Source organism: Microbispora cellulosiformans (assembly GCF_008728085.1).
GTDB lineage: Bacteria > Actinomycetota > Actinomycetes > Streptosporangiales > Streptosporangiaceae > Microbispora > Microbispora amethystogenes.
This window is the reverse complement of record NZ_VYTZ01000007.1, coordinates 429,157-455,176: the sequence shown is the minus strand read 5'-3', so window position 1 is coordinate 455,176 and position 26,020 is coordinate 429,157. Positions and strand designations below refer to the sequence as shown.

The 26,020-nt window shown below is 70.2% G+C and carries 19 protein-coding genes; 10 read left to right on the top strand and 9 right to left on the bottom strand.

Annotated elements, in window-relative coordinates; genetic code table 11:
- Nucleotides 1-1,071, bottom strand: coding sequence for a PLP-dependent cysteine synthase family protein (locus tag F5972_RS21855; protein ID WP_150935427.1), 1,071 nt, complete (start codon nucleotides 1,069-1,071; stop codon nucleotides 1-3).
- Between the two features lie 290 nt (nucleotides 1,072-1,361).
- On the opposite strand from F5972_RS21855, the gene F5972_RS21850 reads away from it, so the two are divergent.
- A complete protein-coding gene (locus F5972_RS21850) occupies nucleotides 1,362-1,955 on the top strand; it encodes a sigma-70 family RNA polymerase sigma factor (RefSeq protein ID WP_117408425.1) in 594 nt (197 codons plus the stop codon).
- A 71-nt stretch (nucleotides 1,956-2,026) separates the two neighbouring features.
- Here F5972_RS21850 and F5972_RS21845 read toward each other — a convergent pair whose 3' ends face one another.
- The gene (locus F5972_RS21845; protein ID WP_150935426.1) at nucleotides 2,027-2,863 is read right to left on the bottom strand and encodes a DMT family transporter; all 837 of its coding nucleotides are present in this window, start codon (nucleotides 2,861-2,863) and stop codon (nucleotides 2,027-2,029) included.
- Nucleotides 2,864-2,931: 68 nt separating this feature from the next.
- Here F5972_RS21845 and F5972_RS21840 point away from each other — a divergent pair, with 68 nt between their 5' ends.
- The 3 genes from F5972_RS21840 (at nucleotide 2,932) to F5972_RS21830 (ending at nucleotide 4,831) form a co-directional block, all read left to right on the top strand.
- Nucleotides 2,932-3,507, top strand: a complete 576-nt coding sequence (locus F5972_RS21840; protein ID WP_150935425.1) for a helix-turn-helix domain-containing protein — start codon at nucleotides 2,932-2,934, stop codon at nucleotides 3,505-3,507.
- A 147-nt stretch (nucleotides 3,508-3,654) separates the two neighbouring features.
- Nucleotides 3,655-3,960, top strand: a complete 306-nt coding sequence (locus F5972_RS21835; RefSeq protein ID WP_117408427.1) for a hypothetical protein — start codon at nucleotides 3,655-3,657, stop codon at nucleotides 3,958-3,960.
- Nucleotides 3,961-3,994: 34 nt separating this feature from the next.
- Complete coding sequence (locus tag F5972_RS21830) at nucleotides 3,995-4,831, top strand: polysaccharide deacetylase family protein (RefSeq protein WP_150935424.1); 837 nt, start codon at nucleotides 3,995-3,997, stop codon at nucleotides 4,829-4,831.
- Nucleotides 4,832-4,862: 31 nt separating this feature from the next.
- On the opposite strand, the gene F5972_RS21825 is transcribed toward F5972_RS21830, so the two are convergent.
- The gene (locus F5972_RS21825) at nucleotides 4,863-5,528 is read right to left on the bottom strand and encodes a superoxide dismutase family protein (RefSeq protein WP_150935423.1); all 666 of its coding nucleotides are present in this window, start codon (nucleotides 5,526-5,528) and stop codon (nucleotides 4,863-4,865) included.
- A gap of 137 nt (nucleotides 5,529-5,665) precedes the next feature.
- Nucleotides 5,666-7,519, bottom strand: a complete 1,854-nt coding sequence (gene typA / locus F5972_RS21820; RefSeq protein WP_150935422.1) for a translational GTPase TypA — start codon at nucleotides 7,517-7,519, stop codon at nucleotides 5,666-5,668.
- A 302-nt stretch (nucleotides 7,520-7,821) separates the two neighbouring features.
- Between typA and F5972_RS21815 the strand changes: the two genes are divergently transcribed.
- The 4 genes from F5972_RS21815 to F5972_RS21800 all read left to right on the top strand — a co-directional run bounded on the left by F5972_RS21815 (nucleotide 7,822) and on the right by F5972_RS21800 (nucleotide 11,191).
- On the top strand, nucleotides 7,822-8,265 hold the full coding sequence (locus tag F5972_RS21815) for a hypothetical protein (RefSeq protein WP_150935421.1): 444 nt from the start codon (nucleotides 7,822-7,824) through the stop codon (nucleotides 8,263-8,265).
- Complete coding sequence (locus tag F5972_RS21810) at nucleotides 8,262-9,485, top strand: NRAMP family divalent metal transporter (RefSeq protein ID WP_150935420.1); 1,224 nt, start codon at nucleotides 8,262-8,264, stop codon at nucleotides 9,483-9,485. Before F5972_RS21815 ends, F5972_RS21810 begins: the two co-directional genes overlap by 4 nt.
- A 29-nt stretch (nucleotides 9,486-9,514) precedes the next feature.
- The gene (locus F5972_RS37410; protein WP_191910256.1) at nucleotides 9,515-10,369 is read left to right on the top strand and encodes a hypothetical protein; all 855 of its coding nucleotides are present in this window, start codon (nucleotides 9,515-9,517) and stop codon (nucleotides 10,367-10,369) included.
- Nucleotides 10,370-10,435: 66 nt separating this feature from the next.
- The gene (locus tag F5972_RS21800) at nucleotides 10,436-11,191 is read left to right on the top strand and encodes an alpha/beta hydrolase (protein ID WP_225311717.1); all 756 of its coding nucleotides are present in this window, start codon (nucleotides 10,436-10,438) and stop codon (nucleotides 11,189-11,191) included.
- A 234-nt stretch (nucleotides 11,192-11,425) separates the two neighbouring features.
- On the opposite strand, the gene F5972_RS21795 is transcribed toward F5972_RS21800, so the two are convergent.
- Both F5972_RS21795 and F5972_RS21790 read right to left on the bottom strand, forming a co-directional pair.
- Nucleotides 11,426-12,862 (bottom strand): aldehyde dehydrogenase, encoded by a 1,437-nt coding sequence (locus F5972_RS21795; RefSeq protein WP_150935419.1) that lies wholly within the window; start codon nucleotides 12,860-12,862, stop codon nucleotides 11,426-11,428.
- A 160-nt stretch (nucleotides 12,863-13,022) separates the two neighbouring features.
- Nucleotides 13,023-16,112, bottom strand: coding sequence for a M14 family metallopeptidase (locus F5972_RS21790; RefSeq protein ID WP_150935418.1), 3,090 nt, complete (start codon nucleotides 16,110-16,112; stop codon nucleotides 13,023-13,025).
- Nucleotides 16,113-16,325: 213 nt separating this feature from the next.
- On the opposite strand from F5972_RS21790, the gene F5972_RS21785 reads away from it, so the two are divergent.
- Entirely contained in the window at nucleotides 16,326-17,222 is an 897-nt protein-coding gene (locus tag F5972_RS21785; protein ID WP_150935417.1) for a coiled-coil domain-containing protein, read from the top strand.
- Here F5972_RS21785 and F5972_RS21780 read toward each other — a convergent pair.
- Complete coding sequence (locus tag F5972_RS21780; protein WP_150935416.1) at nucleotides 17,204-18,484, bottom strand: GH1 family beta-glucosidase; 1,281 nt, start codon at nucleotides 18,482-18,484, stop codon at nucleotides 17,204-17,206. The two genes, F5972_RS21785 and F5972_RS21780, sit on opposite strands and share 19 nt — an antisense overlap.
- A gap of 70 nt (nucleotides 18,485-18,554) precedes the next feature.
- Between F5972_RS21780 and F5972_RS21775 the strand changes: the two genes are divergently transcribed.
- Nucleotides 18,555-19,199 (top strand): TetR family transcriptional regulator, encoded by a 645-nt coding sequence (locus F5972_RS21775; protein ID WP_150935415.1) that lies wholly within the window; start codon nucleotides 18,555-18,557, stop codon nucleotides 19,197-19,199.
- 1,317 nt (nucleotides 19,200-20,516) lie between these two features.
- Here F5972_RS21775 and F5972_RS21770 read toward each other — a convergent pair.
- Both F5972_RS21770 and F5972_RS21765 read right to left on the bottom strand, forming a co-directional pair.
- The gene (locus F5972_RS21770; protein ID WP_150935414.1) at nucleotides 20,517-24,470 is read right to left on the bottom strand and encodes a glycosyltransferase family 2 protein; all 3,954 of its coding nucleotides are present in this window, start codon (nucleotides 24,468-24,470) and stop codon (nucleotides 20,517-20,519) included.
- 165 nt (nucleotides 24,471-24,635) lie between these two features.
- The gene (locus tag F5972_RS21765; RefSeq protein WP_150935413.1) at nucleotides 24,636-25,889 is read right to left on the bottom strand and encodes an MFS transporter; all 1,254 of its coding nucleotides are present in this window, start codon (nucleotides 25,887-25,889) and stop codon (nucleotides 24,636-24,638) included.
- Nucleotides 25,890-26,020 lie beyond the last annotated feature (131 nt).

The following is a 26,020-nucleotide window of genomic DNA, read 5'->3' as shown; positions in this document are numbered from 1 at the left end:
TCAGCTCGCGAGGAACGCGCGCAGGCCGGCGAGGTGCGGCCCGATGTCGATGCCCTGCCCGGCGAGCCAGCGCGGGCTTCCGTAGGTGTCGCGATAGCGCTCCGCGCCGTCGCAGATCAGGGTGACCACGCTGCCCCGCTCGCCGCGTTCGCGCATCTCCCCGATGATCCGTACGGCCGCCGCGATGTTGGTGCCGGTCGAGCCGCCGACCTCCCGGCGGGTGACCTCCCTGACCCAGTGCATGGCCGCGATCGACAGGGCGTCCGGGACCTGGCACATCCGGTCGATGACCGTCGGCAGGAACGACGGCTCGACCCTCGGCCGGCCGATCCCCTCGATCCGCGATCCGGCGCCGTCGCGCTCCTCGCCGGAGACCCAGGACGGGTAGAACGCCGAGCCCTCCGGGTCGGCCACGCACAGCCGGGTCTGGTGGCGGCGGTAGCGGATGTAGCGGCCGATCGTCGCCGAGGTCCCGCCGGTCCCCGCGCCGACCACGATCCAGGCCGGCTCCGGGTGCCGCTCCAGGGCCATCTGCTGGAAGATGCTCTCGGCGATGTTGTTGTTGCCCCGCCAGTCCGTCGCCCGTTCGGCGTAGGTGAACTGGTCCATGTAGTGGCCGCCGGTCTCGGCGGCCAGGCGGTGCGATTCGTCGTAGATGGCCCTGGGGTCGTCCACGAGGTGACACTTGCCACCGTAGAACTCGATGATCTCCCGCTTCTCCGGGGACGTGCCCGCCGGGATCACCGCGATGAACGGCAGGCCGAGAAGGCGGGCGAAGTACGCCTCGCTCACGGCGGTCGACCCGCTGGACGCCTCGATGATCGTCGTGCTGGGGCCGATCCAGCCGTTGGCGAGGCCGTACAGAAAAAGGGACCGGGCGAGACGGTGCTTGAGTGAACCGGTGGGGTGCACCGACTCGTCTTTTAGATAGAGGTCGACACCCCAGTGCGAGGGGAGCGGGAAGGCGTGGAGATGAGTGTCACAGCTTCGGTTGGCGTCGGCCTCGACGGCCTGGATGGCGTCGGCCACCCATGCCCGTGTCGCGGCGTCATGCCGGTCCAGGTGGTTCATGGCGCCACTGTAGCCAGTGAAGTCCGCCACATTTTACGCCGGATTGAGCCTTCAGTGTTACGCTAATGAGACTTGTTCGGCCTGCGCGTGACCTGGCCGCGTGGGACCGGCCCCCGGAAGCGACGGCGCTGAGCGATGGGGCTGAGGGACGAGGAATGACCGCTCCGGACGAGCTAACGGCGTGCTTAGGCCCCGACCGGCACGATGTCCTTGGCAGAACAATGAACGGTCGTCCTCGCATGTGTTCGGGCCGGACGGGTAACGGGGGATAAGTTCCGTAGGGGGAAGAGATGATCTCGACCGACGAGCAGCGGCAGACATGGTTCGAGCGTGAGGTCGTGCCGGTGACGAGCCAGCTCTACGCCTCCGCCATGCGCCTGACGCGCAACCCCGCCGACGCGGAGGACCTGGTCCAGGAGACGGTCGCCAAGGCCTACACCTCCTACCACCAGTTCCGCGAGGGCACGAACCTCAAGGCGTGGCTGCACAGGATCCTGACCAACAACTTCATCAACGACTATCGGAAGAGGCAGCGGTCGCCCAAGCTGTCGGCCGCCGAGGAGATCGAGGACTGGCAGCTCGCCGCGGCGGAGTCGCACATGTCGACCGGCCTGCGCTCCGCCGAGACCGAGGCGCTCGACCTGATCCCCGACAGCGTCGTGATGAACGCCCTGCGCGCCCTGCCGGAGGAGTTCCGGGTCGCGGTCTACCTGGCCGACGTCGAGGGGTTCGCCTACAAGGAGATCGCCGACCGGATGGGCACCCCGATCGGCACCGTCATGTCCCGCCTGCACCGCGGCCGCCGGCAGCTGCGCGGAATGCTTGAGGGCTACGCCCGCGAGGAGGGCGTCGTCCGGGTCCCCGAACCCGCCTGCGCCGCCTGAGCCCGGCCTCTCCGAGCCGGGCTGTGCCGCCTGGCTGTGTTGCCTGAGTCCTGGCCCCCTGGCGGGGTGGTTCAGGCGGCGGCGATGAGGGCGATCGCGCCGAGCGCGAAGCCGACGCCGGTGATCTGCACGGGGCTCAGCCGCTCGCCCAGCACGTACCTCGCCAGCAGCAGCGTGCTCGCCGGATAGAGCGACACCAGGACCGCCACCAGGGTGAGCATCCCCCGCTGCGCCGCGAAGAGATACAGCACGTTGGCGGCCATGTCGAGCACGCCGGCCACGACCGTCACCCTCAGGGAGCCCGGCGCCGGGCGCAGGCCCCTGCGCGTGGCGAGGGCGAGCAGGGCGACGAGCGTGATCGACGCGAGCCTCGCCCCCAGCAGCGGCCAGGCCCCCGAGTCGGCCGGAGCCAGCTTGAGCAGCACGAAGAACCCGCCGAAGCCCGCGCCCGACACCAGCGCGGCGACGACCGGGCCCAGCCTCGGGCGGCCGGCCCCGCCGCCCGGCTCGCGGCTGACCAGCAGCACGGCGAACAGGCCGAGCGCGACCCCGGCCAGCGCCAGGGGTGACGGACGGTCGCCGGTGACCAGGCCGAAGACCACCGGGACCGCCATGGCGGTCGTGGCGGTGGTGGGGGCGACCACGGACATCATGCCGGTGGCCAGGCCGCGGTAGAACAGCACGATGCCGAAGGCCCCGGCGACGCCCGACGCCGTCCCCCAGAGCAGCGCCGCCGTGCTCGCGTGCCCCGGCAGGATCGGGAGCAGGGCGACGACCAGCAGCATGCCGCCCAGTTGCGAGAGCACGACGACGGCCAGCACCCTCGAGCGTCTGGTGGCGAGCCCGCCGAAGAAGTCGGCCGTACCGAAGATCACCGCGCATGCGGTCGCGAGCGTGATCGCCGTCACGACCAACCCCCAAGGAGACTTCACGGATAGTGCAATGGACTGCAATGTTAGACCAATATAATTGACCCATGCCTGAGCCCGGGACGATCACCGCCGCCATCGCCGCGAACGTGCGCGGCCAGCGGGCCCACCGGGGGATGACCCTCGACGAACTCGCGGCCAGGTCGAACGTGAGCCGCGGCATGCTCGTGCAGATCGAGCAGGGCCGGACCAACCCCAGCGTCAACACGCTCACGCGCATCGCCGACGCGCTCGGCGTCACCCTGGCCCGCCTGGTGGAGGTCGCCGACACGCCGGTCGTGCGGATCGTGCACGAGTCGGAGGTCGTGACGTTCGAGCAGCCCGGGGGAGGCTCGGCCCGCCTGCTCGTCGGGACCGACGCGCCCGCGATCCTCGAACTGTGGGACTGGCGCCTCGCGCCGGGCGAGCACCACGACGGCGACGCGCACCCCGCGGGCACCCGCGAGATGCTCACCGTGCTGGAGGGGCGGCTCACCCTCGGGGTGTACGGCCGGAGCCACGTCGTCGGAACCGGCGACGCGGTCGTGTTCAGCGCCGACCGCCCGCACCGGTACGCCAACGAGGGCGACGCGCCGCTGCGGTTCGTGATGGTCGTCACCGAACCCAGAGACCCCTCACCCTGAGCAGTGCGCCGGGGCCACATGACTCACTAGTAAGGGCTGCGCGGTGACGCTGCGTGGCCGATGATTACAGAATGAATCGGAAAGCGCCGCCTCAAGCTTGGGTACATCCCTTTTTGTGCGTGTCTGGTGGGCGGGGGGCGGTGTCCGGTGAGTGAGTCGCGGGTCGCGGTGGAAAAACTTCGCGCGGAACTCGCCGCGCTCGGGGTGGCCGACGCGTACGAGATCGGCGACGAGGCTACCCTCTCGGTGTGGATCGGCCTCGTCGTGACCTTCCGTGACGGTTTTTACCGTTGGCGCGAGGGTGCCGTGAAGTGCCGGCACCTGGGTACGGATCCCGCAGGGTGCGCCGTCCGGGTGGCTCGCAGACACGCCGAACTCAAGGCGGACGTGCCGCCCTGGTGGGAGGAGCTGGACAGAGTTCTGCGGGGGGGAGCCGCCGGCGGCTATCCGTGACGTTCGTGGCCCCCCGCCTGCTCCGGGGGGTCGGATGCGGATCGGATACGTGCTGCTGTCGTTGGCGCTGCTCGCCGGATGCGCCCAGAACAGGTCCGCGCCCCCGCTGCGGGGCGCCGAGCGCAAGGCGGTGCGGGCCGTCGCGCCACACTTCCGTTTCGGGCCGGTGCGGCGGTTCGACGCCGACCTGCTGCGCTGGCGGCTCGCCGGGGCGCAGCGGGGAGCGCCCGGGCCGCGCCTGCCCGCGGTGCCGCCGCCCCGGCAGGTCGACTGCCGGCAGCACCGGTGCGTGGCGCTGACCTTCGACGACGGGCCCGCCGAGTACACCGGGCACGTGCTCGACCTGCTCGCCGCGCATCACGCCCGGGCCACGTTCTTCATGCTCGGCCAGATGATCACAGGGGAGACCCGGGACTTCGTCCGCCGCATGGCCTCGGAGGGGCACGAGCTCGGCAACCACTCCTGGGACCACGCCTCGCTGTCCGGCCTCTCGACCGAGGCCATGCGGCGCGAGCTGGAGCGGACCCAGGAGGCCGTGCGCGCGGTCACCGGCGTGCGGATGCGGCTCATACGCCCGCCGTACGGCGCGACGAACAAGTCGGTGGAGGAGGAGTCGAAGCAGGAGGGGCTCGCGCAGATCCTGTGGGCGGTCGACACCCTCGACTGGCTCAACCGCAACCCGACGGTGATCGCCCAGCGCAGCGCCGCGGCCAAGCCGGGCGACATCGTGCTCATGCACGACATCCATCCCACGACCGTGCAGGCGCTGCCCCACCTGCTCGACGAACTCGACCGCAAGGGCTTCACGTACGTGACCGTCTCCGAACTGCTCGGCAGCCCCGCACCGGGGAAGACGTACACCAACCGCTGACGGGCACCAACCGCTGACGTGGCATGCGGGGTCAGGCGCGCGGTCTGACGACGCCGCAGCCGATCCGCGCGCCGGCGTCGCCGGTCTTGCGGGTGGTCAGGTCGGGGCCGGTGGCGCCCATGGAGTCGGGGCGGTGGAAGTACCTCTTCGGGATGTGGGCGAAGTTGTCCGGTCCGGCGTGCACCACGACCGCGCTGCCATCGGTGTCGGCGAGGTCCTCCAGGGTGAACCGGTCGGTCACGAACGAGGCGGAGGCGGTTCCGTCGTCCGCGGCCAGCAGCGGAGGCATGTCCCCGGCCCCCGCACCGTGCGTGCCCGGGCCGAGGTGGCTCCCGGCGCTGGAGAACGCCGTGCCCGTGGCCCGGTCGACGGCACGCGGGTCGCACACACCCGCCGCGTGGACGTGGAAGCCGTGGAACCCCGGCTCGAGCCCCCGCACGCTGACGCTGACCCTGGTCTTCTCCAGGTCGTACCGCTCGAACCGGACGCTGCCCAGGACGCGCCCGGTGGCGTCCCTGACGACGGCGGCGGCCGTCTCGGCGGCGCGTGACGATGCCGCGGAAGCGGCGGACGCCCGGGGGACGGCCGTGCCGGCCCGTCCCAGGGCGAGGCCGCCGGGCAGCGTGAGCACCAGCGCGAGTCCCAGCGGGAGACCCAGGGCGACACGCGGTGGGGCGAAACGGGGTGGGCGAGGCATGGTCGCTGTCCTCCTCAGACGCTTGACGCATCCGACAGCAGAGCACGGCGAGCCGAGCCGAGGAGGAGGAACGACGCCGTCCATGCCCGTCGTTTACCCGCTCTTTGCGTCGCGGGCCGGGTGATCGGCCGACGAGGTCAGTTGGCTCGCTTGGCGCGGGCGGCGGCGCGGCCCCGGCTGGAGGAGTCGAGGACGACCTTCCGGATACGCACGGTCTGCGGGGTGATCTCCACGCACTCGTCGTCGCGGATGAACTCGAGGGCCTGCTCCAGCGACAGCACGCGCGGCGGGATCAGCTTCTCGGTCTCCTCGCTGGTGGAGGAGCGCATGTTCGTGAGCTTCTTCTCCTTGGTGATGTTCACGTCCATGTCGTCCGAGCGCGAGTTCTCGCCCACGATCATGCCCTCGTACACCTCGGTGCTGGGAGAGATGAACAGGGTGCCGCGCTCCTGCAGGTTCATCATGGCGAACGCGGTGACCTGGCCCGCCCGGTCGGCGACCAGCGAACCGGTGTTGCGGGTACGCAGCTCGCCGAACCACGGCTCGTAGCCGTCGAAGACGTGGTGGACCAGGCCGGTGCCCCGGGTCTCGGTGAGGAACTCGGTGCGGAAGCCGATCAGGCCGCGCGACGGCACCACGAACTCCATCCGGATCCAGCCGGTGCCGTGGTTCGTCATGTGCTCCATGCGGCCCTTGCGGACGGCCAGGAGCTGGGTGACCGCGCCCAGGTACTCCTCGGGGCAGTCGACGGTGAGGCGCTCGACCGGCTCGTGCAGCTTCCCGTCGATCGTCCTCGTCACGACCTGCGGCTTGCCGACGGTCAGCTCGTAGCCCTCGCGGCGCATCTGCTCCACCAGGATCGCCAGGGCGAGCTCGCCGCGGCCCTGGACCTCCCACGCGTCCGGGGTCTCGGTGGGCAGGACGCGCAGCGAGACGTTGCCGACCAGTTCCTTGTCGAGGCGGTCCTTCACCAGGCGGGCGGTGACCTTGGCGCCCTTGACCTTGCCCACCAGGGGGCTGGTGTTGGTGCCGATCGTCATGGAGATCGCCGGCTCGTCGACCGTGATCAGCGGCAGCGGGCGCGGGTCGTCCGGGTCGGCCAGCGTCTCGCCGATCATGATGTCCGGGATGCCGGCGATGGCGATGATGTCGCCCGGCCCGGCCTCCTCGGCGGGCTTGCGCTCCAGCGCCTCGGTCATCAGCAGCTCGGAGATCTTGACGCGCTGGACGGTGCCGTCGGTGCGGCACCAGGCGACCTGCTGGCCCTTGCGGATGGTGCCGTGGTGGACGCGGCACAGCGCGATCCGGCCCAGGTAGCTGGAGGCGTCGAGGTTGGTGACGTGCGCCTGGAGCGGCGCGGAGGGGTCGTACACCGGCGCCGGGATCGTCCGCTTGATCGTCTCGAACAGCGGCTCGAGGTCGTCCGAGTCGGGCATGCCGCCGTCGGCGGGACGCGCCAGCGACGCCCGGCCGGCCTTGGCCGAGGCGTACACGATCGGGAAGTCGATCTGCTCCTCGGTGGCGTCGAGGTCGATGAACAGCTCGTACACCTCGTCGACGACCTCGGCGATCCGGGCGTCCGGCCGGTCGACCTTGTTGATGCACAGAATGACCGGCATCTTCGCCGACAGCGCCTTGCGCAGCACGAAGCGGGTCTGCGGCAGCGGGCCCTCGGAGGCGTCCACCAGGAGCACGACGCCGTCGACCATCGACAGCCCGCGCTCGACCTCGCCGCCGAAGTCGGCGTGGCCGGGGGTGTCGATGATGTTCAGCGTCATGCCGCCGTGCCGGACGGCGGTGTTCTTGGCGAGAATGGTGATGCCCTTCTCGCGCTCCAGGTCGTTGGAGTCCATCACGCGCTCGTCCACGTCCTGGTTGGCCCGGAACGCGCCGGACTGCCAGAGCATGGCGTCGACCAGCGTGGTCTTGCCGTGGTCGACGTGCGCGATGATCGCGATGTTCCGCAGGTCGTCGCGGGTGTTCATAGGCATAGGGAAGTCTCGCTCTGGTTCGTCGGGTGTCGTCCGCGTCCCGGGACCGAAGCGAGACGCACAGCAGCCGCAAGACGCGGCCATACCAGTTTAGTTGATCCCGATCGCCACCACGCGCCGACGGCTCCGGGACCCTCGATCTCAACGCCTGCGCCGCGGCCCGCATTCCAACCCGCGTAAAGGCCTGCCGTCCGGGCAGGTGAATCCCCTGTGACGGATGAAGGACTCGTGCTGCTGATCGCCTGGGCGGAGTTGCTCGTGCCGCTCCTCGTCCTCGCCTACCTCCTGTTGCGGCGGCGCACATGATCTCGTCGGCCCGGCTGGCATCGCTCGCCCTCCTGACGGCACTCCTGCTGTCCGCCTGCGTGAGTCCCGCGTGGGACGACCACGACTACGCGCTCAAGGCCGGGAAGACGGCCGAGTCGGCCGTCTCGGCCGTGCGGTTCGCCCGTTCTGTCGTGGCGTACCGGGACCGGATGACCGGGCCGTACGCCGAGGTGGTGCTGACCGAGGCGGTGCAGGACCTGAGCAGCGTGAACGACCAGTTCGGCGGCGTGCAACCGCCCTCGGACTCCTCCGACCGGGTCAGGGACGAGGTGCTGCGCCTGACCGAGGAGGCCGAGACCGAGGTGGAGGACCTGCTCATCCAGTGGCGCCGCGACGGGGTGAAGGACCCGGCGGCGGTCACACGTGAGCTGGACAGGCTCGCGGGCGAGCTGAGCGACTTCGCGGAGAAGCACAGATGAAGAGGCTCGTCGCGGTCACGCTCGGCATCCTGACGGCCTTCGGCGGCTTCGTGGACATCGGCGACCTCGTCGCCAACGCCGTCGTGGGGGCGAGGTTCGGGATGTCCCTCGCGTGGGTGGTGATCGTCGGCATCGTCGGGATCTGCGTCTTCGCCGAGATGTCCGGCAGGATCGCGGCGGTGTCGCAGCGGCCGGTCTTCGACCTCGTCCGCGAGCGCATGGGCCCCCGCGCCGGACTGGTCAACCTCGGGGCGTCGTTCTTCATCAACGTGCTCACGCTCGCGGCCGAGATCGGCGGCTCCGCGCTCGCGCTGGAGCTGGTGACCGGGCTCAACTACCTGCTGTGGGTGCCGCCGGTGGCCCTGGTCGCCTGGCTGGTCATGTGGCGGGTGAAGTTCGAGACCATGGAACGCGTCTTCGGGCTGGCCGGGCTCGCGCTCGTCGTGTTCATCGTGGCGCTGTGGCAGCTCGGGCCCGACTGGGGTGGGCTGACCACGCAGCTCACCCGGCCTCCGCAGGACGAGGGCGTGCCGACCTACCTCTACTACGCGATCGCGCTGCTCGGAGGGGCGATGACGCCGTACGAGGTGTTCTTCTTCTCCTCGGGAGGCGTCGAGGAGAGGTGGACGCGCCGCGACCTGGTGACCGCGCGGGCCAACGTGTTCGTCGGCTTCCCCCTCGGGGGCGCGTTGTCTCTGGCGATCGCGGCGTGCGCGGCGACCGTGTTCATGCCGGTCGAGGCCGAGCCCGACTCGCTCGGGCAGATGGTGCTGCCGGTCGCCGAGGGACTGGGCAAGATCGGGCTCGGCATGGTGATCCTCGGGGTGTTCGCGGCCACGTTCGGCGCGACGCTGGAGACCGCGCTGTCGTCGGGCTATTCGCTCAGCCAGTACTTCGGCTGGCAGTGGGGCAAGTACGTGGTGCCCGGCCGCGCCGCCCGGTTCCACGTGACCGTGCTCGCCTCGGTGATCGTCGCGACCGCGCTGATCCTCACCACCATCGACCCGATCAAGGTGACCGAGTATTCGCTGGTCTTCTCGGCCGCGGCCCTGCCGCTCACCTACCTGCCGGTCCTCATGATCGCCAACGATCCCGACTACATGGGGGGAAAGGTCAACGGCAGATTCAGCAACGTGCTGGGCAGTCTCTACATGGTGCTGCTGCTCGTCGTGGCGCTCGCGGCCATCCCCCTGATGATCGCGACGAAGGCGGGCCAGTGACGACCCGGCCGGGAGGAGGTGAGGGAACCGTGAACGAGCACGCGCGGGTGCTGCACGCCCGCCTGCACCTGCTCGACCGGCAGGTCGTCAGGGAGAGCGACGACCGCCTGCTGTGCAAGGTGGACGACCTGGAGGTGCGGCCCGGCGACCGGCCGTACGTCACCGCGATCCTGTCGGGGCCGCTGGCACTCGGCCCACGGCTCGGCGGCCTGCCGGGATGGCTGATGACGGAGACCGACCGCCTCTTCCGGGGGGAGGAGCGGCCCGGGCCGTACCGCGTCGACATGAGTCTGGTGACCGACGTCGGCAGCGCCGTGCGGGTGGCCGGCCACCCACAGGACCTGGCCCTGGAGCGCTGGCTGGCCAGGAACGTCGTCGACAGGATCCCGGGAGCGGCGGGCACGCCCGAGCAGGATGCTCCAGAAGGCGCGGCGCGGGACGCTCCCGAAGGCACGGCGCGGGATCTTCCGGAGGGCGGCGCGCGGGGCGCGCCGGAGAGGACCCTCAGCATGTGGGAGAGAGGGGAGGACAGGCCGGGCACCATGCGGCTCGGCGGACTGCTCGGCCGTACGGTCCGCGGCCCGTCGGGGGAGGTCGCCGGCGACACGGTGGACATCCGCCTCGTCCAGGACGGGCCCCTGCTCGCGGAGGTCCGGCAGGCCTTCCGGCTCGCCGGTCTGCTGATCGCCCGGCGGCGTGCCGGGCAGCTCTTCGGGTACGAGCGTGGTCCCGGGCTGTGGCGGCCGTCATTGCTCGGCGCCCTCGTGCGGCGGATGCACGGCGAGATCCGGTACGCCGAGTGGGACCAGATCGAGTCGCTCGACGACGAGGAGGTCAGGCTGGGGGTCGCCTGGGAGCGGCTGCGCACCACCGCCGATCTGTGACGTGTCCCCGTCGCGCGGAGGCGGCATGCGGGAGAGAAGTGAGATGGGGGAAATAAGGTCGTAGGCATGGCTCTCGCTGCTGCTTACGGAGCGATGCTGCGCACCGCGGACGGTGTCCGCATCGACGCGGCGCACACGCCCAACGGATCTCTCGATCTCGGCGTCGTGGTCGCGCACGGGTTCACCGGCACGTGGAGAGGGCCGGACACCCGGCGCATCGTGCACGTCCTGTCGAGGTTCGGCGGTGTGGTGTCGTTCGACTTCCGGGGCCACGGACGCTCCGGCGGCCGGTCGACCGTGGGCGACCTGGAGGTCCTCGACATGGACGCGGCGGTCAAGCACGCCCGCTCGATCGGTTACCGCCGCATCGTCACGCTCGGCTTCTCGATGGGCGCGGCCGTGGCCGTACGGCACGCCGCGCTGCACCGGGGCGTGGACGCGGTGGTCGCGGTGAGCGGCCCGGCCCGCTGGTACTACCGGGGCACCAAGCCCATGCGCCAGGTCCACTGGGCGATCGAGCGCTGGCACGGGCGGCTGGCGGTCCGGCTGGCCAAGCGGACCAGGATCGCGGTGGAGGGATGGGACCCCGTGCCGCTCCCGCCGCACGAGGCGGTGGCGATGATCGCCCCCACGCCGCTGCTGATCGTGCACGGCGACCGGGACCCGTTCTTCCCCGTCGAACACGCCTACCAGCTCTACGAGAGCGCCGGGGAGCCGAAGGAGCTGTGGATCGAGCCCGGCTACGGCCACGCCGAGGCCGCGGCCACCCCCGACCTGGTCCGCAGAATTGGTCACTGGATTTCGCGAACCAAACCCGCATAAGGGTCGTCTATACGACCAGAGCGAGCCTGAGGGGCGCGCCGGCGTCTGGACCGAGGAGTGCGCGGGAGCGAAGCGACCAGAGCACGACGAGGGCAGCGTTCATGGCACGCCTCCGGCATGACCTGCCGGATGCGAGCGCCCCGATGGCGAAGCGGGAGACACAGCGTCGCGGGGGCGCGCTGAGTTGTCTGCCGGCCCGGTGCGGCATGCGTGCCGCACCGGGCCGGAGGGACGCTAGCCCAGGCGGGCGATGGACTTGTGCTCCAGGTAGGCCGACAGGCCCTCGGGGCCGAGCTCGCGGCCGAGGCCGCTGGCCTTGAACCCGCCGAACGGCGTGTTGGGGTCGAGCGTGTGCATCGTGTTGACGCCGTACGTGCCGGTGCGCACCCGGCGGGCGATCTCCATGCCGTGCTCGGCGTCGCCGGTCCAGACCGAGCCCGACAGCCCGTAGTCGCTGTCGTTCGCGATCCGCACCGCGTCCGCCTCGTCCTCGTACGGGATCACCGTGAGGACCGGGCCGAAGATCTCCTCACGGGCGATGCGCATGTCGTTGGTGGCGTCGGCGAAGACGGTGGGGGCGACGTACCAGCCCCGGTCGTACGGCCGGTCGAGGCCGCCGACGACGGGCTTGGCGCCCTCCTCGACGCCCGCCCTGATGTAGCCCTCGACCCGCTCCTGCTGCCGCCGGGCCACGAGCGGGCCGATGCCGGTGGCCGGGTCGGCGGGGTCGCCCACCCGCTGGCTCGTCACCATGTGGGCGACGGCCTGCACCACCTCGTCGTACCGGGCCCGGGAGGCGAGGACGCGGGTCTGCGCCACGCACGCCTGGCCGTTGTTCATCAGCGTGGCCATCGTCAGCAGGCCCATCGCCGAGGACAGGTCGCAGTCGTCCAGGATGATCGCCGCCGACTTGCCGCCCAGCTCCAGCGTGCACCGCTTGAGCCGCTCGCCGCAGATCGCGGCGATCCGGCGGCCGGCGGCGGTCGAGCCGGTGAAGGCGACCTTGTCGACGCCCGGGTGGGAGACGAGGTGCTCGCCCGCCTCCCGGCCGGCCGGGACGATGTTCACGACCCCGGCGGGGATCCCGGCGTCGTGGATCATCTCGGCGAGCAGGTAGGCGTCGAGGGGCGTCTCGGGGGCGGGCTTGAGCACGACGGTGCAGCCCGCGACGAGCGCCGGGGCCAGCTTGCTCATGGTGACGAACTGGGGGACGTTCCAGGGGACCACGGCCGCGACGACGCCGACCGGCTCACGGCGGACGGTCACCGGGCCGAACAGGCCGGGCCGCTCCTCCTCGACGGGGAACGCGGCGCCGAGACCGGCGAAGTACTTCAGCATGCCCAGCGGCTGCGGCGCCTGGGCGAGCCGGGAGAACGTGATCGGGGCGCCCATCTCCAGCGTGATCAGCTCGGCCATCTCGGCCTGGCGCGCCTCGTAGATCTCCGCGAGCCGTCCCACCGCCGCCGCGCGCTCGGCCATCGTCGTCCGTGGCCACGGCCCGTTGTCGAAGGCGTCCCTGGCCGCCGCGACCGCGCGGTCCATGTCGGCCGCGGTGCCGTCCGGGACCCGGCCGACGACCTCCTCGCTGTGCGGGGAGACCACCTCGATCGTGCCCGTGCCGGCGGGGGTCACCCAGTCGCCGCCGACGAACAGCGTGTCGTGCTGCCGCATGCCTGCCTCCCGATCGGGCGCGCGCTTGACCACACACGGAGACCGAATCATGTTCTGCTCGGTGTTGGCAAGAGCCGGCGCCGGTGTCGGTGCGGGCGCGACCGTGGCCCGGCCCCCGCCGTACGGCGAGGACTGGGCCACGGGTTCTCCGGCGGGAGCCCTACGGAAGGGCCGGCCCGAGCAGGTGCCGCATCGACCGGCGGACCAGGTCGGTCCGCATGGCCTGGGTCGTCGCACCCTCGGCGCCGAAGCCGAAGTAGACCGTGTCCTTCGTGGTGACGCCCGCGCCGTCCTCCAGCGTCTGGTCGCTGCGCGTCCAGTCGTTCAGCGCCTCCGCCGAGCCCGGGGGCGGGCCCGCGACGGTCCAGCCGCCGAGGCCGTCCTCGAACGAGGTCTGCGAGACGACCGCGCCGTCGGCCTTGACCGTCGCGTCGTCCAGCCAGACGCCGAGGCCCTGGGTGCCCCAGTCACTGATGTAGGAGATCGACACCTCGACCTGCTTGCCCGCGTAGGCCGTCAGGTCGATCGTCCACTGCTGCCAGCCGTTCGACGGGCCGGAGGCGGCGTGCCACGCGCCGGTGGTGCCGGTCGCCGTGCACGACGAGGCGCCGTCGTACGTCTGGTAGTGGGCGGTGAACGGGTGGAGGTCCGCCCAGCCGCTGGCGCAGCTCTCACCGGGCTCGTCCGAGGTGTGCCCGTTGGCGTCGGGGAGCGTCGTCCAGTCGTCCTGGCCGACGGTATGGGCCTCGACGGTCAGGAAGTCCCAGTCGGGCTCGGTGTTGTACGACGTCCAGAACGACAGTTCTCCACTGGTCCTGCCGGTGAGGTCGATCGTCCTCGTCAGCCGCTTGTACGACTGGTCGGCCTGGCCGCTCTGCACGTCCCACGCGCCGGTGTGCGGCGCGAAGGGCGAACCCCCGGCGTACTGCCACTTCAGCGGGGCCGAACTGGCGAACTGCGGGAACCGGCCGACCGGCAGCACCGACGAGGTCGTGACGAACGCGGAGGTGTTGTCCTGGTTCCCGGGCGAGTCGCCGCCGTTGAGCGTGCCGAGGAACCCGGCGAAGGCGCCGCTCGTGCCCTTCAGCGGCACCGTGGCGCCGTCCGCGTCCTGGCCGCCGCCCTCGACGAAGGTGTAGGCGCCGAGGTAGTACTGCACGAAGTCGTTGCTGAGCGCCAGGCACGGCGGCTTGCTCAGCGTCGTGCACTCGGGTTGCGCCGGATAGTCCGGCTCGTACCAGTAGGCGCCGTCGACGTTCTGGGCGTACAACGCGTACTTGCCGGTGACGAGCAGCTTGCCGCCCTCGTTGAGGTAGTCGCGGAACGCCAGTTCCAGCTCCTCGGCCAGGTTGGCGGCGGTGCCGCCCGGCTGCCCGGCCGCGCGGGGGATGATGTCGTCGCCGGTCTCCCAGATGACCGCCTTGTAGTGACTCAGGACCCCGAGTGGGTGGGGTGCCTTCCGGCCGTTTTTGTCCACGTCGTACACGTCGGAGGAGTAGCCGGACCCGGTCAGCGCCTTGACGTAGGCGGCGGCGTACTTCGCCTCGGTCGCGCCCTGGGCGGGGCTGATCCCCGTGACGTCCTCCGCCGCGACGACCAGGACCTTCCCGCCGATGTCCGTGGAGACCCGGTAGGTGAAGTCGTCGCTCTTCTTCAGGAGCGAGGTGAACCACACCTTCACCCGGTCACCGGGTTTGGCGCCCTTCACCGTGCCCCTGAGCTGGTGGAAGTAGGTGTCGTAGCCTTCGCCGTACCGCTCGCCGCCCTTCCACTCGCTCGTCGGCGCGATCTTCGTCCGCCCGCCGTTGATCTGGTAGTTGAGGAGGACGGGCCCGAGTTTGCGCTTGGCGTCGACCTGCACGACCTGGTCGGTGCCGTAGCCGACGTCGAACGGGTCGACGACGAAGTCGGGGACCGTGTTGCCGAGGTGGCTGACCGGCTCGGCCGGGTTCGGCGCCGACTTCGCGACGTCCAGCGCGAACGGCAGCTGCTTTTCGAACTCGGCCTGCACCAGCGCCTCGTCGTCGGGGAAGACGAAGCCGCAGCCGTCGCAGCCCTCCTCCAGCTCCGGCGTCCAGGCGAGCGTGCCGTACGCCTTGTGCGCGTGGTCGGTGGTCTCGCCGTTGGTGGTGTAGAGCTCGGCGCCGACGCCGGGGTCGAAGCCGGGGATCGCGGGCTTCTCGTCGGTCCCGGTCAGCGCCAGATAGACGGGGTCGTCCGCGGTCGTCGTCTGGACCTGCCACCCCTGCGGATAGAGCAGCAGCGGGCCGTACGAGTGGTAGTTGACCTGGGCCTTGAAGCGGAGCCGCTTGAGCAGGCCGTCCATGGCCTTCGTCTCGGGCTCCGACGCCGGGGCGGTGCCACGGTAGGTCTCGCTGCTGAGGACGCTGGAGGAGCCCTCCTCGTCGTACCCCCACTTGGTGGGGTAGTTGCGGTTGGGGTCGACCCCGTCGACGCCGGTGATCGCGCCGTCGCCGTCGTTGTCGCGGAGGTTCTTACGCCAGAGCCGGTTGCCCTCGGTGAAGGTGAAGTCGTAGCCGTCGGGGTTGGCCACCGGCACGAACCACACCTCGGTGGTGGCCAGCAACTTCGCGACGTCTGACTTGCCCTTGTTGGCCACCAGGTACTTCAGCAGCCGCATGTCGACCTCGGTCGCGATCCACTCCCGGGCGTGCTGGGTGGCGGAGTAGAGCACGGCGGGCTTCAGGCCGTCGGGCAGCACCCGGGCCAGCGCGGTCAGCTTGAGGGCGAGGATGTCCTTACCCTGGACGGTTTTGCCGATCGACTCCAGCTTCGCGACGTCCTTGTTGGCGTCCGCGATGGCCCTGAGCTGGTCGGCGATGCCGCCCTTCTCCGAGTAGGACCTCCAGACGGTGTATCCGGCGGCCGCCTGCGCCCTGGCCGCCTGCAGCTGCGTCTGGCCCTGGGGATTGCGTACCGGTTGGGGCCGGTAGCCGAGGATCTGGAGCTTCTTGACGTCGGCGGGGGTCGCCGTCAGCTCGACGTGCTCCTTGTCACCCGTGTTGTCGCGTGAGGGGTGCTGCTGGACGACGTCGAAGCCCTTCTGGTTCAGCGTGGCCGCGGTTCCGGGCGCGCTGTCGAGCTGGTAGAGGTCGATCTGGTCCGTAGGCGGGAGCGGGTCGCCCTGGCCGGCCTGTGCCGGTACAGCTTGTGCCGGCGCTGCCGGCGCCAGGAGCGCCGCGCCGAGAGCCACGGCGGCCAGGGTCGAGACGATCACTCGTCGGGACATCGATGAGCCCTTCGTGAGGGGTGGCGATCTCCCGAATCTCCGCCGGGGTCAATCCGCGTTCAAGTGCAGTAAGGAGACGCATAAGTCTCGAATCGATCACAGAACGCGGAACCCGACGATTGTCTGCTTTGAACCCAACAGTTTCTCCTGTTCCGGTAGCAGACATATAGATCGTCTCCTATAGTTTCGGACCGAATCCGAGTGGAGGTCGACGTGCGGTCGGGACGCTGGGCCAGGCTGGCGGTGGTGACCACCGCTCTCCTCGCCGCACCCTCTGTCTCGGGCGTGTTCACCGCCTCGGCCGAGCCCGGCCAGCAGGCCAAACTGGCCAAGCTGACGAAGGAGGCCGCCGCGCTGCAGAAGGAGTACCGCGGGGAGATCCTCAGCCTGGAGGACGCGGAGCTGGCCGCCAAGAAGGCGTCCGCCAAGGTCGGGAAGCTGAAGGTGGACCTGCTCGCGGCCCAGCGGGCGGTCACCGGGTTCGCCCAGACCTCCTACATGAGCGGCGGCATGGACGCCTCACAGCTCTTCTCGGTGTCGGGCGACCTGAGCTCGCTGTCGACTCTGGCCTACCTGGGCGACGCGAAGTCGGAGCGGCTGAACGGCCTCAGGGAGCTGGTCGCCAAGCAGCGGAAGGCGGCCCGCGACGCCGACGGCGAGATCGACAAGCTGCAGCGCCACATCAAGGAGCTGAAGGCGAAGCGGCGCCAGATCGAGACCCTGATGGCGAAGTACGGCTTCCAGACCCCCGACGCCGGCAGCGGCCTGACCCAGCGCATGGTCACCGTCCGCAATGCGATCATGTCGCAGTTCCCGATGCCGTTCAGCGTCGGCTGCCTGCGGCCGGGCGACCCGGGGGAGCACGGCAAGGGCCGGGCCTGCGACTTCATGATGAGCAGCGGCGGCCGCATGCCCGACGCGGTGGCCAAGGAGCGGGGCGACGCCCTCGCCCAGTGGTGCATCCAGCACGCGAGCCAGTACGGGATCATGTACATCATCTGGCAGCAGCGCTTCTACGACATGCGCACCGGGGCCGGGTGGCGGATGATGTCCGACCGCGGAGGGATCACCGCCAACCACTACGACCACGTTCACGTGTCGGTGCTCTGATCCTTCAGGTAGTCCGCGAACCAGTGGTAGGACGCCTTCGGGGTACGCCTCTGGGTCTGGAAGTCGACGTGGACCAGGCCGAACCGCTGGTGGTAGCCCTCGGCCCACTCGAAGTTGTCCAGCAGCGACCAGACGAAGTAGCCGCGCACGTCCGCGTCCGCCTCCCGCATCGCCCGGATGTGGCCGTCGAGGTAGGCGATCCGCTCCTGGTCGTCCAGGCCGTCGTACGAGCAGCCGTTCTCGGTGACGTAGACGGGCGGGAGCGCGTCGCCGTACCGGACGGTGAGGGATTCGAGCAGTTCGCGCAGGCCGCCGGGGACGACGGGCCAGCCGAAGGCCGTCATGGGATAACCGGAGATCGGCTCGAACTCGAACGGCAGGTCGCCCCCGCCGGCGCCGGAGATCCGCGTCGGCATGTAGTAGTTGACCCCCAGGCCGTCGAGCGGCTGGGCGATCGTCTCCAGGTCGCCTGACTTCACGGGCAGCTCGACGCCGTACGCCGACAGGTCGGGGTAGGCGCCGGTGAGGACCGGGTCGTTGAACAGCCGGTTGTGCAGGATGTCGTACGCCTCGGCGGCGGCGAGGTCCTGCTCGGAATCGGAGGCGGGCCAGACGGGCGTGCAGTTGTTCGTGATGAGCACGTCGCGCGCTCCGGCCGCGCGCAGCGCCTGCGTGGCCAGGCCGTGGCCGAGCAGCTGGTGGTGGGCCACGGGCAGCGCGCCGAGCATGAGCGTCCTGCCGGGGGCGTGCATGCCGAGGGCGTATCCGTACACCATGTGGACGAACGGCTCGTTCAGCGTGATCCACATGGAGACCCGGTCGGCGAGCCGGTCCGCCACGACGGCGGCGTAGTCGGCGAAATAGCGGGACGTGTCGCGGTCGAGCCAGCCGCCCTCGTCCTCCAGCGCCTGCGGCAGGTCCCAGTGGAAGAGCGTCGGGACCGGGGTGATCCCCTTCTCGTGGAGCGCGTCCACGAGACGGTCGTAGAAGTCCAGCCCGGCCTGGTTGACCCGGCCCCGACCGGTCGGCAGGACCCGCGGCCAGGAGATCGAGAACCGGTAGGCGCCGACCCCGAGGCCGGCCATCAGGGCGACGTCCTCGGCGTACCGGTGATAGTGGTCGCAGGCCACGTCTCCGGTGTGTCCGTCACGCGTTTTGTGTGGCGTATGGGAGAAGGTGTCCCAGACGGAGGGGCCCCGGCCGTCCTCCGCGACGGCCCCCTCGATCTGGTAGGACGCCGTCGCCGTACCCCACAGGAACATGCCGTCTCCCGTTATCATGAGTGTTACTCGCGTTAACGTAGCCGTCCGGTGGGCGGGAGACAATGGCGTCATGACCACAGGGGGAACGTTGCGCCGGCGGCCCGCCCAGCGCCGCAGCCAGGAGCGCGTGGAGCGCATGCTGGACGAGTGCGCCGGGCTGCTCGACGAGGTGGGGTACGAGGCGCTGACGACCAAGGAGGTCGCCCGCCGGGCCGGGGTGCCGATCGGCACCTTCTACCAGTTCTTCACGGACAAGCAGAGCCTGGTCCGCGCGCTCGCGCTGCGGAACCTGGAGGCGTACCTCGACCGGATGGCGACCCTGCTGGCGGACGCGCGCCTCTCCGACTGGGCCGGCGCGGTCGACCTCGGCATCGACGAGTTCGTCCGGATGAAGCGCACCATGCCCGGTTTCGGGGTGGTGGACTTCGGTGAGGTGCTCGCCGCCCCCGGCGGCCCGGCCCTGCCCGGCACCCAGCGGATGCTGGACGAGGCCCTGGAGAACAACGTGATCGTGGCCGACCGGCTGCGCTCGATGACGGTGGAGGTGCTCGGCGTCGTGCCGGGCGACGGCCTGTCCCGCGCCTTCGTGGTCGCCGTCGAGGCCGCCGACGCCGTGCTCAAGCTGGCCTTCCGCGCCCACCCGGACGGCGACCCCGACCTCATCGCCGAATGCAAACGCCTCGTCCGCCGCTACCTCTCCGACCACCTTCGCTAGGCGCCTGCTCATGCATTCTCAAGAACGTGGGGCCCGAAGCCGAAGTAGCGGGGGCTGTACACCCTGAAGGCGCGTCGACTCCTGAGAGTTGCGGCATGATTACTCTATGCATTTCTCTGGATTGGCCACGGCCGGGTTCATCGACGAGTCGATCCACACCGATGCGCGTTTGTACGTGATCGGACTCGTGCTCGCCACTCCTGCTCTGAGTGAGGAGGTCCGCAGCCGGTTGTGCTCCGTGGTCCCAACTGCACGGACGCCGCACTGGTGCCAGGAAGACGAGCGAACCCGCACTGAGATGATCCGAGAGGTTCGGTCTCTACCGATCACGGCGAGGATATAGGGATGTCGCTTCGATCGACCCAAGCGCAAAGAGGCGGCCCGTGCCAGGGCCCTCACCTGGCTGGTACAAGAACTGTCGCCTCAGGTTCGCTCCGTCGTGCTTGCGGAGCGTGAGGTGAATCAGGACAGACACGACCGCCGGGTTCTGGGCGGTCTGGCTGGTCGGCCGCCACGTTTCGAGTACGGGCATGCCGCAGTCGCGAAGGAGCCTCTCCTCTGGGCGGCCGACGTAGTGGTGAGCAGTACGGCGAGGGCACTTGCGCGAGGCGAGGACCCCAGAACTATCGGCTTGGGGGAAGTCCTTTCATACGTGGGCTGTGAGCCTGTATGACCTCTGAACACGCGAAAGCCGGGCCACCACCTGCGGAGGTTAACCCGGCTTCACTTCGTAACCCCGAGTGGGCTACGCATCACTAATAGTATTCAGCTCTCACTGCCTGTCAAGTCCTTCGAGCCAGGGACCGCCTGCCGTACGGGGCGGATGGTAGGCGGGCCAGTCCAGGTGCCATGGTCAGGCGGCGGAGGGCGGGGCCTCCATGGCGCTGATGGCGGTGAGGCCGATCAGGCGAAGGCCGAGGCGTCCGGCCTGCGTGAGTGAGCTGCTCAGCCATCTGATCGCCGGAGCGGACACGGGAGAGCCGCTCCCGTTCGCGCGGGCGTTGACGGCCTGGCGATCGACTGCTGTGGTGTGGAGTGATCCGGAACTGGCCCGGGAACTGCGGGGTCCCTTCCCTGGCGACGGTTCCGAGGTCCCTCGTCCAGTTGAGAGTTCGTGATGGCGGGCCGGGGTGATGGCGTCCCACGCCGAATCCGTGGACAGTGCGGTTCGCTGATCGCCGCGTGGCTGAAGGCTGGTCCCATCTCCTTCGGACGGGGCACCCCAAGCAGACCGATCCCCGATGGGATCGAGCCCTCTGGGAGCGTCGGCGCGGAGCACGGAAACCGCCTCCGCCCCTGGGTGTCGTACGAGAGTGTTCAGTTGACTGGTTCGCCGGCGATTCGGAAGAGGGGCTTCCAGGGGGAATCCGGGGTGTCGCCGGACAGGCCGGCGGCGGGGCTGACGCCCTGGTTGACCCATTTGGCCTGGTACGGCAGGCCTCGGTGAAGGACCCGGGTGCCGGGCTTGTAGAGGGTCTGCAGGTCCCAGGCTGGAAACTTCTCGCGGGTCAGGCGGATGATGACGGGCCCACGGCTTCCGGGCAGGACCGGGCCCAGCAGTTCCCACGGCGACTGCCAGGAATACTGGAGTTGCGCCGCCGGGTCCTGCCCGGCGTTGTACCACTTGGCCTGATAGATCTGCCCGTCCTGCACCACCTTGTAGCCCCGCCGGTACGAGGCGCTGGGCGACCACCGCGGGAACGGCGCGTGCGCCGGGTCCTTGTCGGGGGAGACGGCCTGGACCTTCGCGCCCGGGGGCTGCACCGATTCCTGGCCCTTCAACTGGCCGAAGATCTCGGAGAACCCGAGGTCCTTCTGCGCCGTGCCGCTGCAGGTGTTCGACAGCACGCCGCTTTCGGCGAACGAGGCGCCGCACTGGCGGTCCCGGTTGAGCGACCACATGGAGATCCGGCCGAGTCCGGTGCCGCTCGCGAAGGTCTTGAGGCCCTGGGCGTCGGCCACGGTGAAGCGCTGGGCCTGGACGTCGTTCTGGCCGATCATCACGGTGGCGCCGATGCGCTGCCAGATCTGCGCGGAGGTCAGGCGGACGCCGTAGCGGGGCAGTAGGTCGGCCAGTTGCGTGTGGGTGGCGTTGAGCGCGTCCTTCACCGACGGCAGCAGGCCGTTCCCGTCGCTCACCGCATGGCCGAAGTCCATGGTCATGACGTTGATCCCGGTGATGGACACGTGGTTGCGGAGCATGGCGGAGACGGCCGAGAGGGCGTTGTCCTGCAGCCCCGACGTGTCGACCGGGAGGGTCAGCCAGACGTTGAGCTTGCGCTTCGCGGTGTCGGCCGCCTTCTGCAGCGCGGCGACGGCCGCCGCGCGGCGCTCCCGGGCCTGCGTGTCGTCGAGCGCGGGGCCCTCGATGTCGAGGTCGATGGCGGTGAGGTGATACTGGTCGATCACGTACTGGTAGGCCGTGGTGAGCCTGGTGACGGACGTGCAGCCGACGTCGAGGGCGGTGTTGCGCTGGCCGCCGAAGGACACGATGGCCTGTCCGCCGTTCTGCCGGATCTGCGCGACGCGCGAGCCGATGTCGAGCGACCGGTCGGCCTGGGCCAGCCGGTAGACGCCTCCCCAGCTCGGCACGCAGGGGATCGCCGGGTCGGCGACCACGAAGCCCAGCACGGTTTGCCGGGCCGGGTTGGCCTGCGGGTTCTGGAACTGGTAGGTCGGGGTCAGGGTGACGTCGACGTACGGCGCGAACCAGGTCTGGCCGGGGACCACCCCGACGGTGTCGAGCTTCGCCTGGACGCCGACGTATCCGCCGTACCCGCATCCCGCCACGAGCGTGACGGCGGCGAGCACCCGGAGGAACGACAGCCTCCGGCCCGGTTGCCCGCCCCCGCCCGCGGCGGGCGCGTCGGGGGGAACCTCGACGGGACCACCCGGCGCCCCCACCGGTGGGGCCACGGCGGCGGACTCGGCCGCCCAGCCCGCGAAGGCCGGCGCCTTCGGCTGCTCGGTGAAGCCCACCTCCAGGACCGACCGCCAGTCGGTCTCCTGCCTGGCCGGCTGGACGCCCCGCTTCGCACGCCGGAAACGCCGCCGCTTCTCCGCCGGCCGGTAGAGCAGCCCGGTCCCGTGGATCCACGCGTCGACCACGGAGTTGCGCAGCCCGATGAAGGCCACGATGGCGTAGCAGGCGAGGGTGACGTTCAGTCCGGCGTACGCCATGTTCACCACGAGGTGGTGCTGGTAGGCCGTGTAGAAGGTGTAGCCCGCCAGCCCGGCCAGCAGGTACGGCGTCACGACGAAGGTGGGCGGCGCGACCGTGCGGTCGTGCACCTTCGGCGTACGGGCGAACGCGGCCTTCGACGCGGTGATCCCCTGCACGATGGAGGAGAGCGTGCCGGCCAGGTTCACCGGCAGCAGGACCAGGTTGAAGCCGTAGATGCGGAACACGTCGAGGCGTTTGTAACCGCAGTACCGCAGATCGCCGGCCATCGCCACGAAGTACGGCAGAGCGATCAGCCCGAGCAGCGGGCTGATCAGCGTCGAGTTGAACGGGAACGCGAGCAGGATCAACAGGCTGGCCGAGCTCCACGAGATGGACGCCATGTAGTTCCAGCGCAGGAACAGTTCGCTGAACCGGGTGCGTTCCCCGTTCTCCCGGCGGGCCCGCGACTGGCGGAACAGCTTGGGGATGATGAGCAGCCCGCCGTTGGCCCACCGCTGCCGCTGGATGGCGAGCGAGCCGAAGTCGGGCGGGGTCGCGCTGTAGCTGAGCCGTTCGGGGTAGTTGAGCAGGCGCCAGCCGTGGACCCCCATGTCGATCGTCGACTCGGTGTCCTCGATGACGGTCCGGTCCTTGATGTAGTGGCGGATCTCCCAGTCGCCGATGTAGGAGGTCTCGCGGATGTCGTCCAGGGCCCGTTTGCGGATGACGGCGTTGGCGCCCACCCAGAAGGTGGCGTCGTAGTACGTCAGCCCCTGGTGCACGATGTGCTGCAGGTCGGTGGTGGCGCCGGCGATGCGCTCCAGCCGGGTGGCCGAGCCCGGGAACGCGCTGTAGGGCGTCTGGGCGATGGCCATGGTGCGGTATTCGCTCTGCTCCAGCAGGTGGACCAGGCGCAGGCAGTATTCGGGCAGCAGCACGCTGTCGGCGTCCAGGGTGACCACGTAGTCGGGGTCGGGGATGCGCACCTGGCCGGTCTCCGGGCTCGACGGCACCAGCGCGAGGCCGCTGACCGTGCGCACCTCGCGGTACGTGCCGCCCAGCAGGCCCATGTAGCTGTTGAGGTTCATGGCCTTGTTGGGCTCGTGCGACAGCGAGACGTACCGCTTGCGCTCGAAGCTGGTGACCTGCACGCGGAAGATCCAGACCAGTCGCCGGTACAGCCGCCGGATCTGCGCCCCGTCCAGTACGGCGTTCTCCATCGCAGAGGCGCGCAGGGCCGAGACGATCTCCCGGAGGGAGTCCGCCAGGCGGAGCACGACCTCGTTGGCGAAGAACGCGTCGGTGTGGTCGGTGATCTCCTGGTCCATGGCCAGGTGTTCCAGCCAGTTCGCGGCCGCGTCGTAGTGGCCCGCGAGTGTGATCACCGCACCGGCGTCGGGCGTTGTGTCACGTTCCAGAGAACGTTCGAACGTCTCCAGCGCGTGCGTGAAGCGCGCCGCCGGGGCGGCCAGCAGCCGCATGATCTGGCCGGGCAGCTCCCGCGCCGCGAGCAACTGTTCCCGCGCCTTGGCCGTCTTGGGCACGTACGGATCGTCGATCAGCAGGACGACGCGTTTGTCCGGATACTCCTGCAGCGCCGCCGAGAGGATCGTCGTCCGGATGACCCGGGCCTCCTCCTGGTAGGAGGGGATGATCGTGGTGAGCGTCGGCCGCGTGGTCTCGAAGAACTGGTCCAGAATGGCCCGGCTCGCCCGGTGATGACTGCGGGTGCGATAGAAGAAGCCGAGCCGGGCCATCAGATAGGCCAGTGCGGAAATCGTCAGCATCGTGACGATGAGCAGATAGAGGATCGCCTCGGACCGCGCGACCACGGAGGAGTAGCGCGGGTCGAAGAAGTCCTGGAAGAACCACGTGACGAGGTAGGCCAGCCAGGCCGTCACGGTCAGCATGATCGACAGACGGGCCAGGGCGATCCGCCGGTCACTGGCCGGCTGCGGCACCATCGGCATCGCCTGGGTGCGCCGGTCGTGCCCCCACTGCCTGCGCCGTCCCCGTACGGGCCCCTGCGATCTGCGGCGGGACGCGCCCAGCGGCGCCGTCGCCGGATGCGGCCCCGCGCCTGTCGTCCCCGTGGACCTCGGAGCCACGACCGGCCCTCCTTGCCTTGACGAGAGCTCACGCCGGAAGTGCGCCCCAATGCCGGTACGCACGGTTCTCGTGCGCTGGTCTGCAATTTTGCCCCGATTGCACCACGAGCGCACTGGTAGCTCAGGAAGTAACCGAATGTTCAGACAAAGAGGAAAAGGCGGGCGTCAGTCGGCCGGCGAGGCGGCGAGGACGGGTGTGGCGTCGTGGGACGGCGTACGCCACGGGAGTATCGCGGCCGTCGCGACGAGCAGCACCGCGCCGATCGCGATCGCGGTACGGGCGCCGGCGAGGCCGGCGAGGACACCCCACAGGGCCGTGAGCGCGGCGGTCGTCGTCCGTGAGGTGATGGTCCAGGCGGTGAGGACCCGCGCCACCTTGCCGTCCGCGATTCGTTCGAGGCGGTAGGTGGCGAAGACGGGGTTGAAGACGCCCATGCAGGTGATCAGGCCGAACTCGACCAGCATGATCAGCGCCAGCCCGGCCGGGCCCGCTCCCGTGAACGCGAGTCCGAGGAGCCAGGGCACCCGCGCGACGCCGAACGTCAGCAGCATCGTCCGCTGCCCGAACCTGCGGACGAGCGGACGGGAGATCCTGGAGCCCAGGACGCCGCCCAGGCAGGGAACGCCGAAGGCGAGCCCGTACTGCAGCGGAGTCAGGCCGAGATCGTGCAGCATCAGGAAGGTCAGCGGCGGAGCCGTCGCCATGATGAGCCCGGAGACGAGCACCGTGTTCGCGAACAGGACCCGCAGCCCGCGGTCCGCGACGATCGTCCGCCACCCCTCGGCGATCTCCGCCCGGCGCGAGGCGCCCGTACGGCGGGCGGGCGGAGCCGGCTCCGGAGCCGCGATCGCGCGGATGCCCAGCGCGGACAGCAGGTAGCTGGCCGCGTTCAGGGCGATCGTGACGACAGGCCCGAGAATCCCGATGAGCGCGCCGCCGGCCGGTGGGCCGACGGCGGTCGACGTCCACATGACCGTCTCGAACCGGCCGTTCGCCTCCATCAGGTGGCTCTTGGGCACGAGGGCCTTGAGGTGGGCTCCGCTCGCCCCCACGAAGACGATGTCGGCCAGCGCGACGACCACGGCCACGCCGAGCAGGTGCGCGTACGTCAGCACGCCGGCGGCGTACGCGACCGGCACGGTCAGCAGCGTCAGGAAACGGACCAGGTCGGCACGGATCATGAGCCGCCGCTTCCTCCGGAACTCCATCCACGGGCCGAGCGGCACGGCCAGCAGGGCGCCGGCCGCTCCGCCGGCCGCGGCGATCAGGGACACCTGCGCGGCGCCGGCGTGCAGAGCCAGGATGGCGATCAGCGGAAACGCGTCCAGGGCCAGCCATGTCCCCAGGGAGCTCACCGCGTAGGCCCCCCACAGCCACGCGAAGTCCCGTCCCAGTCCCGCGTCTGGATGCGTCGACATGGCGGACGACCTTATCGAGGGGCCTGCGGCTTGACGACCCACGCGCCCGTGCCGTACATCGCCAGCCCGAGCAGGACGAAGGCGGCGGCGACCGGGTAACTGCTCGAAGCGGGACTTCACCGTCGTCCGCG

Excerpts from the sequence above, each read along its gene's own strand:
- F5972_RS21855 (WP_150935427.1), bottom strand. The coding sequence starts at position 1,071 with ATGAACCACCTGGACCGGCATGACGCCGCGACACGGGCATGGGTGGCC.
- F5972_RS21850 (WP_117408425.1), top strand. The coding sequence starts at position 1,362 with ATGATCTCGACCGACGAGCAGCGGCAGACATGGTTCGAGCGTGAGGTC.
- F5972_RS21840 (WP_150935425.1), top strand. The coding sequence starts at position 2,932 with ATGCCTGAGCCCGGGACGATCACCGCCGCCATCGCCGCGAACGTGCGC.
- F5972_RS21830 (WP_150935424.1), top strand. The coding sequence starts at position 3,995 with ATGCGGATCGGATACGTGCTGCTGTCGTTGGCGCTGCTCGCCGGATGC.
- F5972_RS21825 (WP_150935423.1), bottom strand. The coding sequence starts at position 5,528 with ATGCCTCGCCCACCCCGTTTCGCCCCACCGCGTGTCGCCCTGGGTCTC.
- typA (WP_150935422.1), bottom strand. The coding sequence starts at position 7,519 with ATGCCTATGAACACCCGCGACGACCTGCGGAACATCGCGATCATCGCG.
- F5972_RS21815 (WP_150935421.1), top strand. The coding sequence starts at position 7,822 with ATGATCTCGTCGGCCCGGCTGGCATCGCTCGCCCTCCTGACGGCACTC.
- F5972_RS21810 (WP_150935420.1), top strand. The coding sequence starts at position 8,262 with ATGAAGAGGCTCGTCGCGGTCACGCTCGGCATCCTGACGGCCTTCGGC.
- F5972_RS21800 (WP_225311717.1), top strand. The coding sequence starts at position 10,436 with ATGGCTCTCGCTGCTGCTTACGGAGCGATGCTGCGCACCGCGGACGGT.
- F5972_RS21795 (WP_150935419.1), bottom strand. The coding sequence starts at position 12,862 with ATGCGGCAGCACGACACGCTGTTCGTCGGCGGCGACTGGGTGACCCCC.
- F5972_RS21790 (WP_150935418.1), bottom strand. The coding sequence starts at position 16,112 with ATGTCCCGACGAGTGATCGTCTCGACCCTGGCCGCCGTGGCTCTCGGC.
- F5972_RS21780 (WP_150935416.1), bottom strand. The coding sequence starts at position 18,484 with ATGTTCCTGTGGGGTACGGCGACGGCGTCCTACCAGATCGAGGGGGCC.
- F5972_RS21775 (WP_150935415.1), top strand. The coding sequence starts at position 18,555 with ATGACCACAGGGGGAACGTTGCGCCGGCGGCCCGCCCAGCGCCGCAGC.
- F5972_RS21765 (WP_150935413.1), bottom strand. The coding sequence starts at position 25,889 with ATGTCGACGCATCCAGACGCGGGACTGGGACGGGACTTCGCGTGGCTG.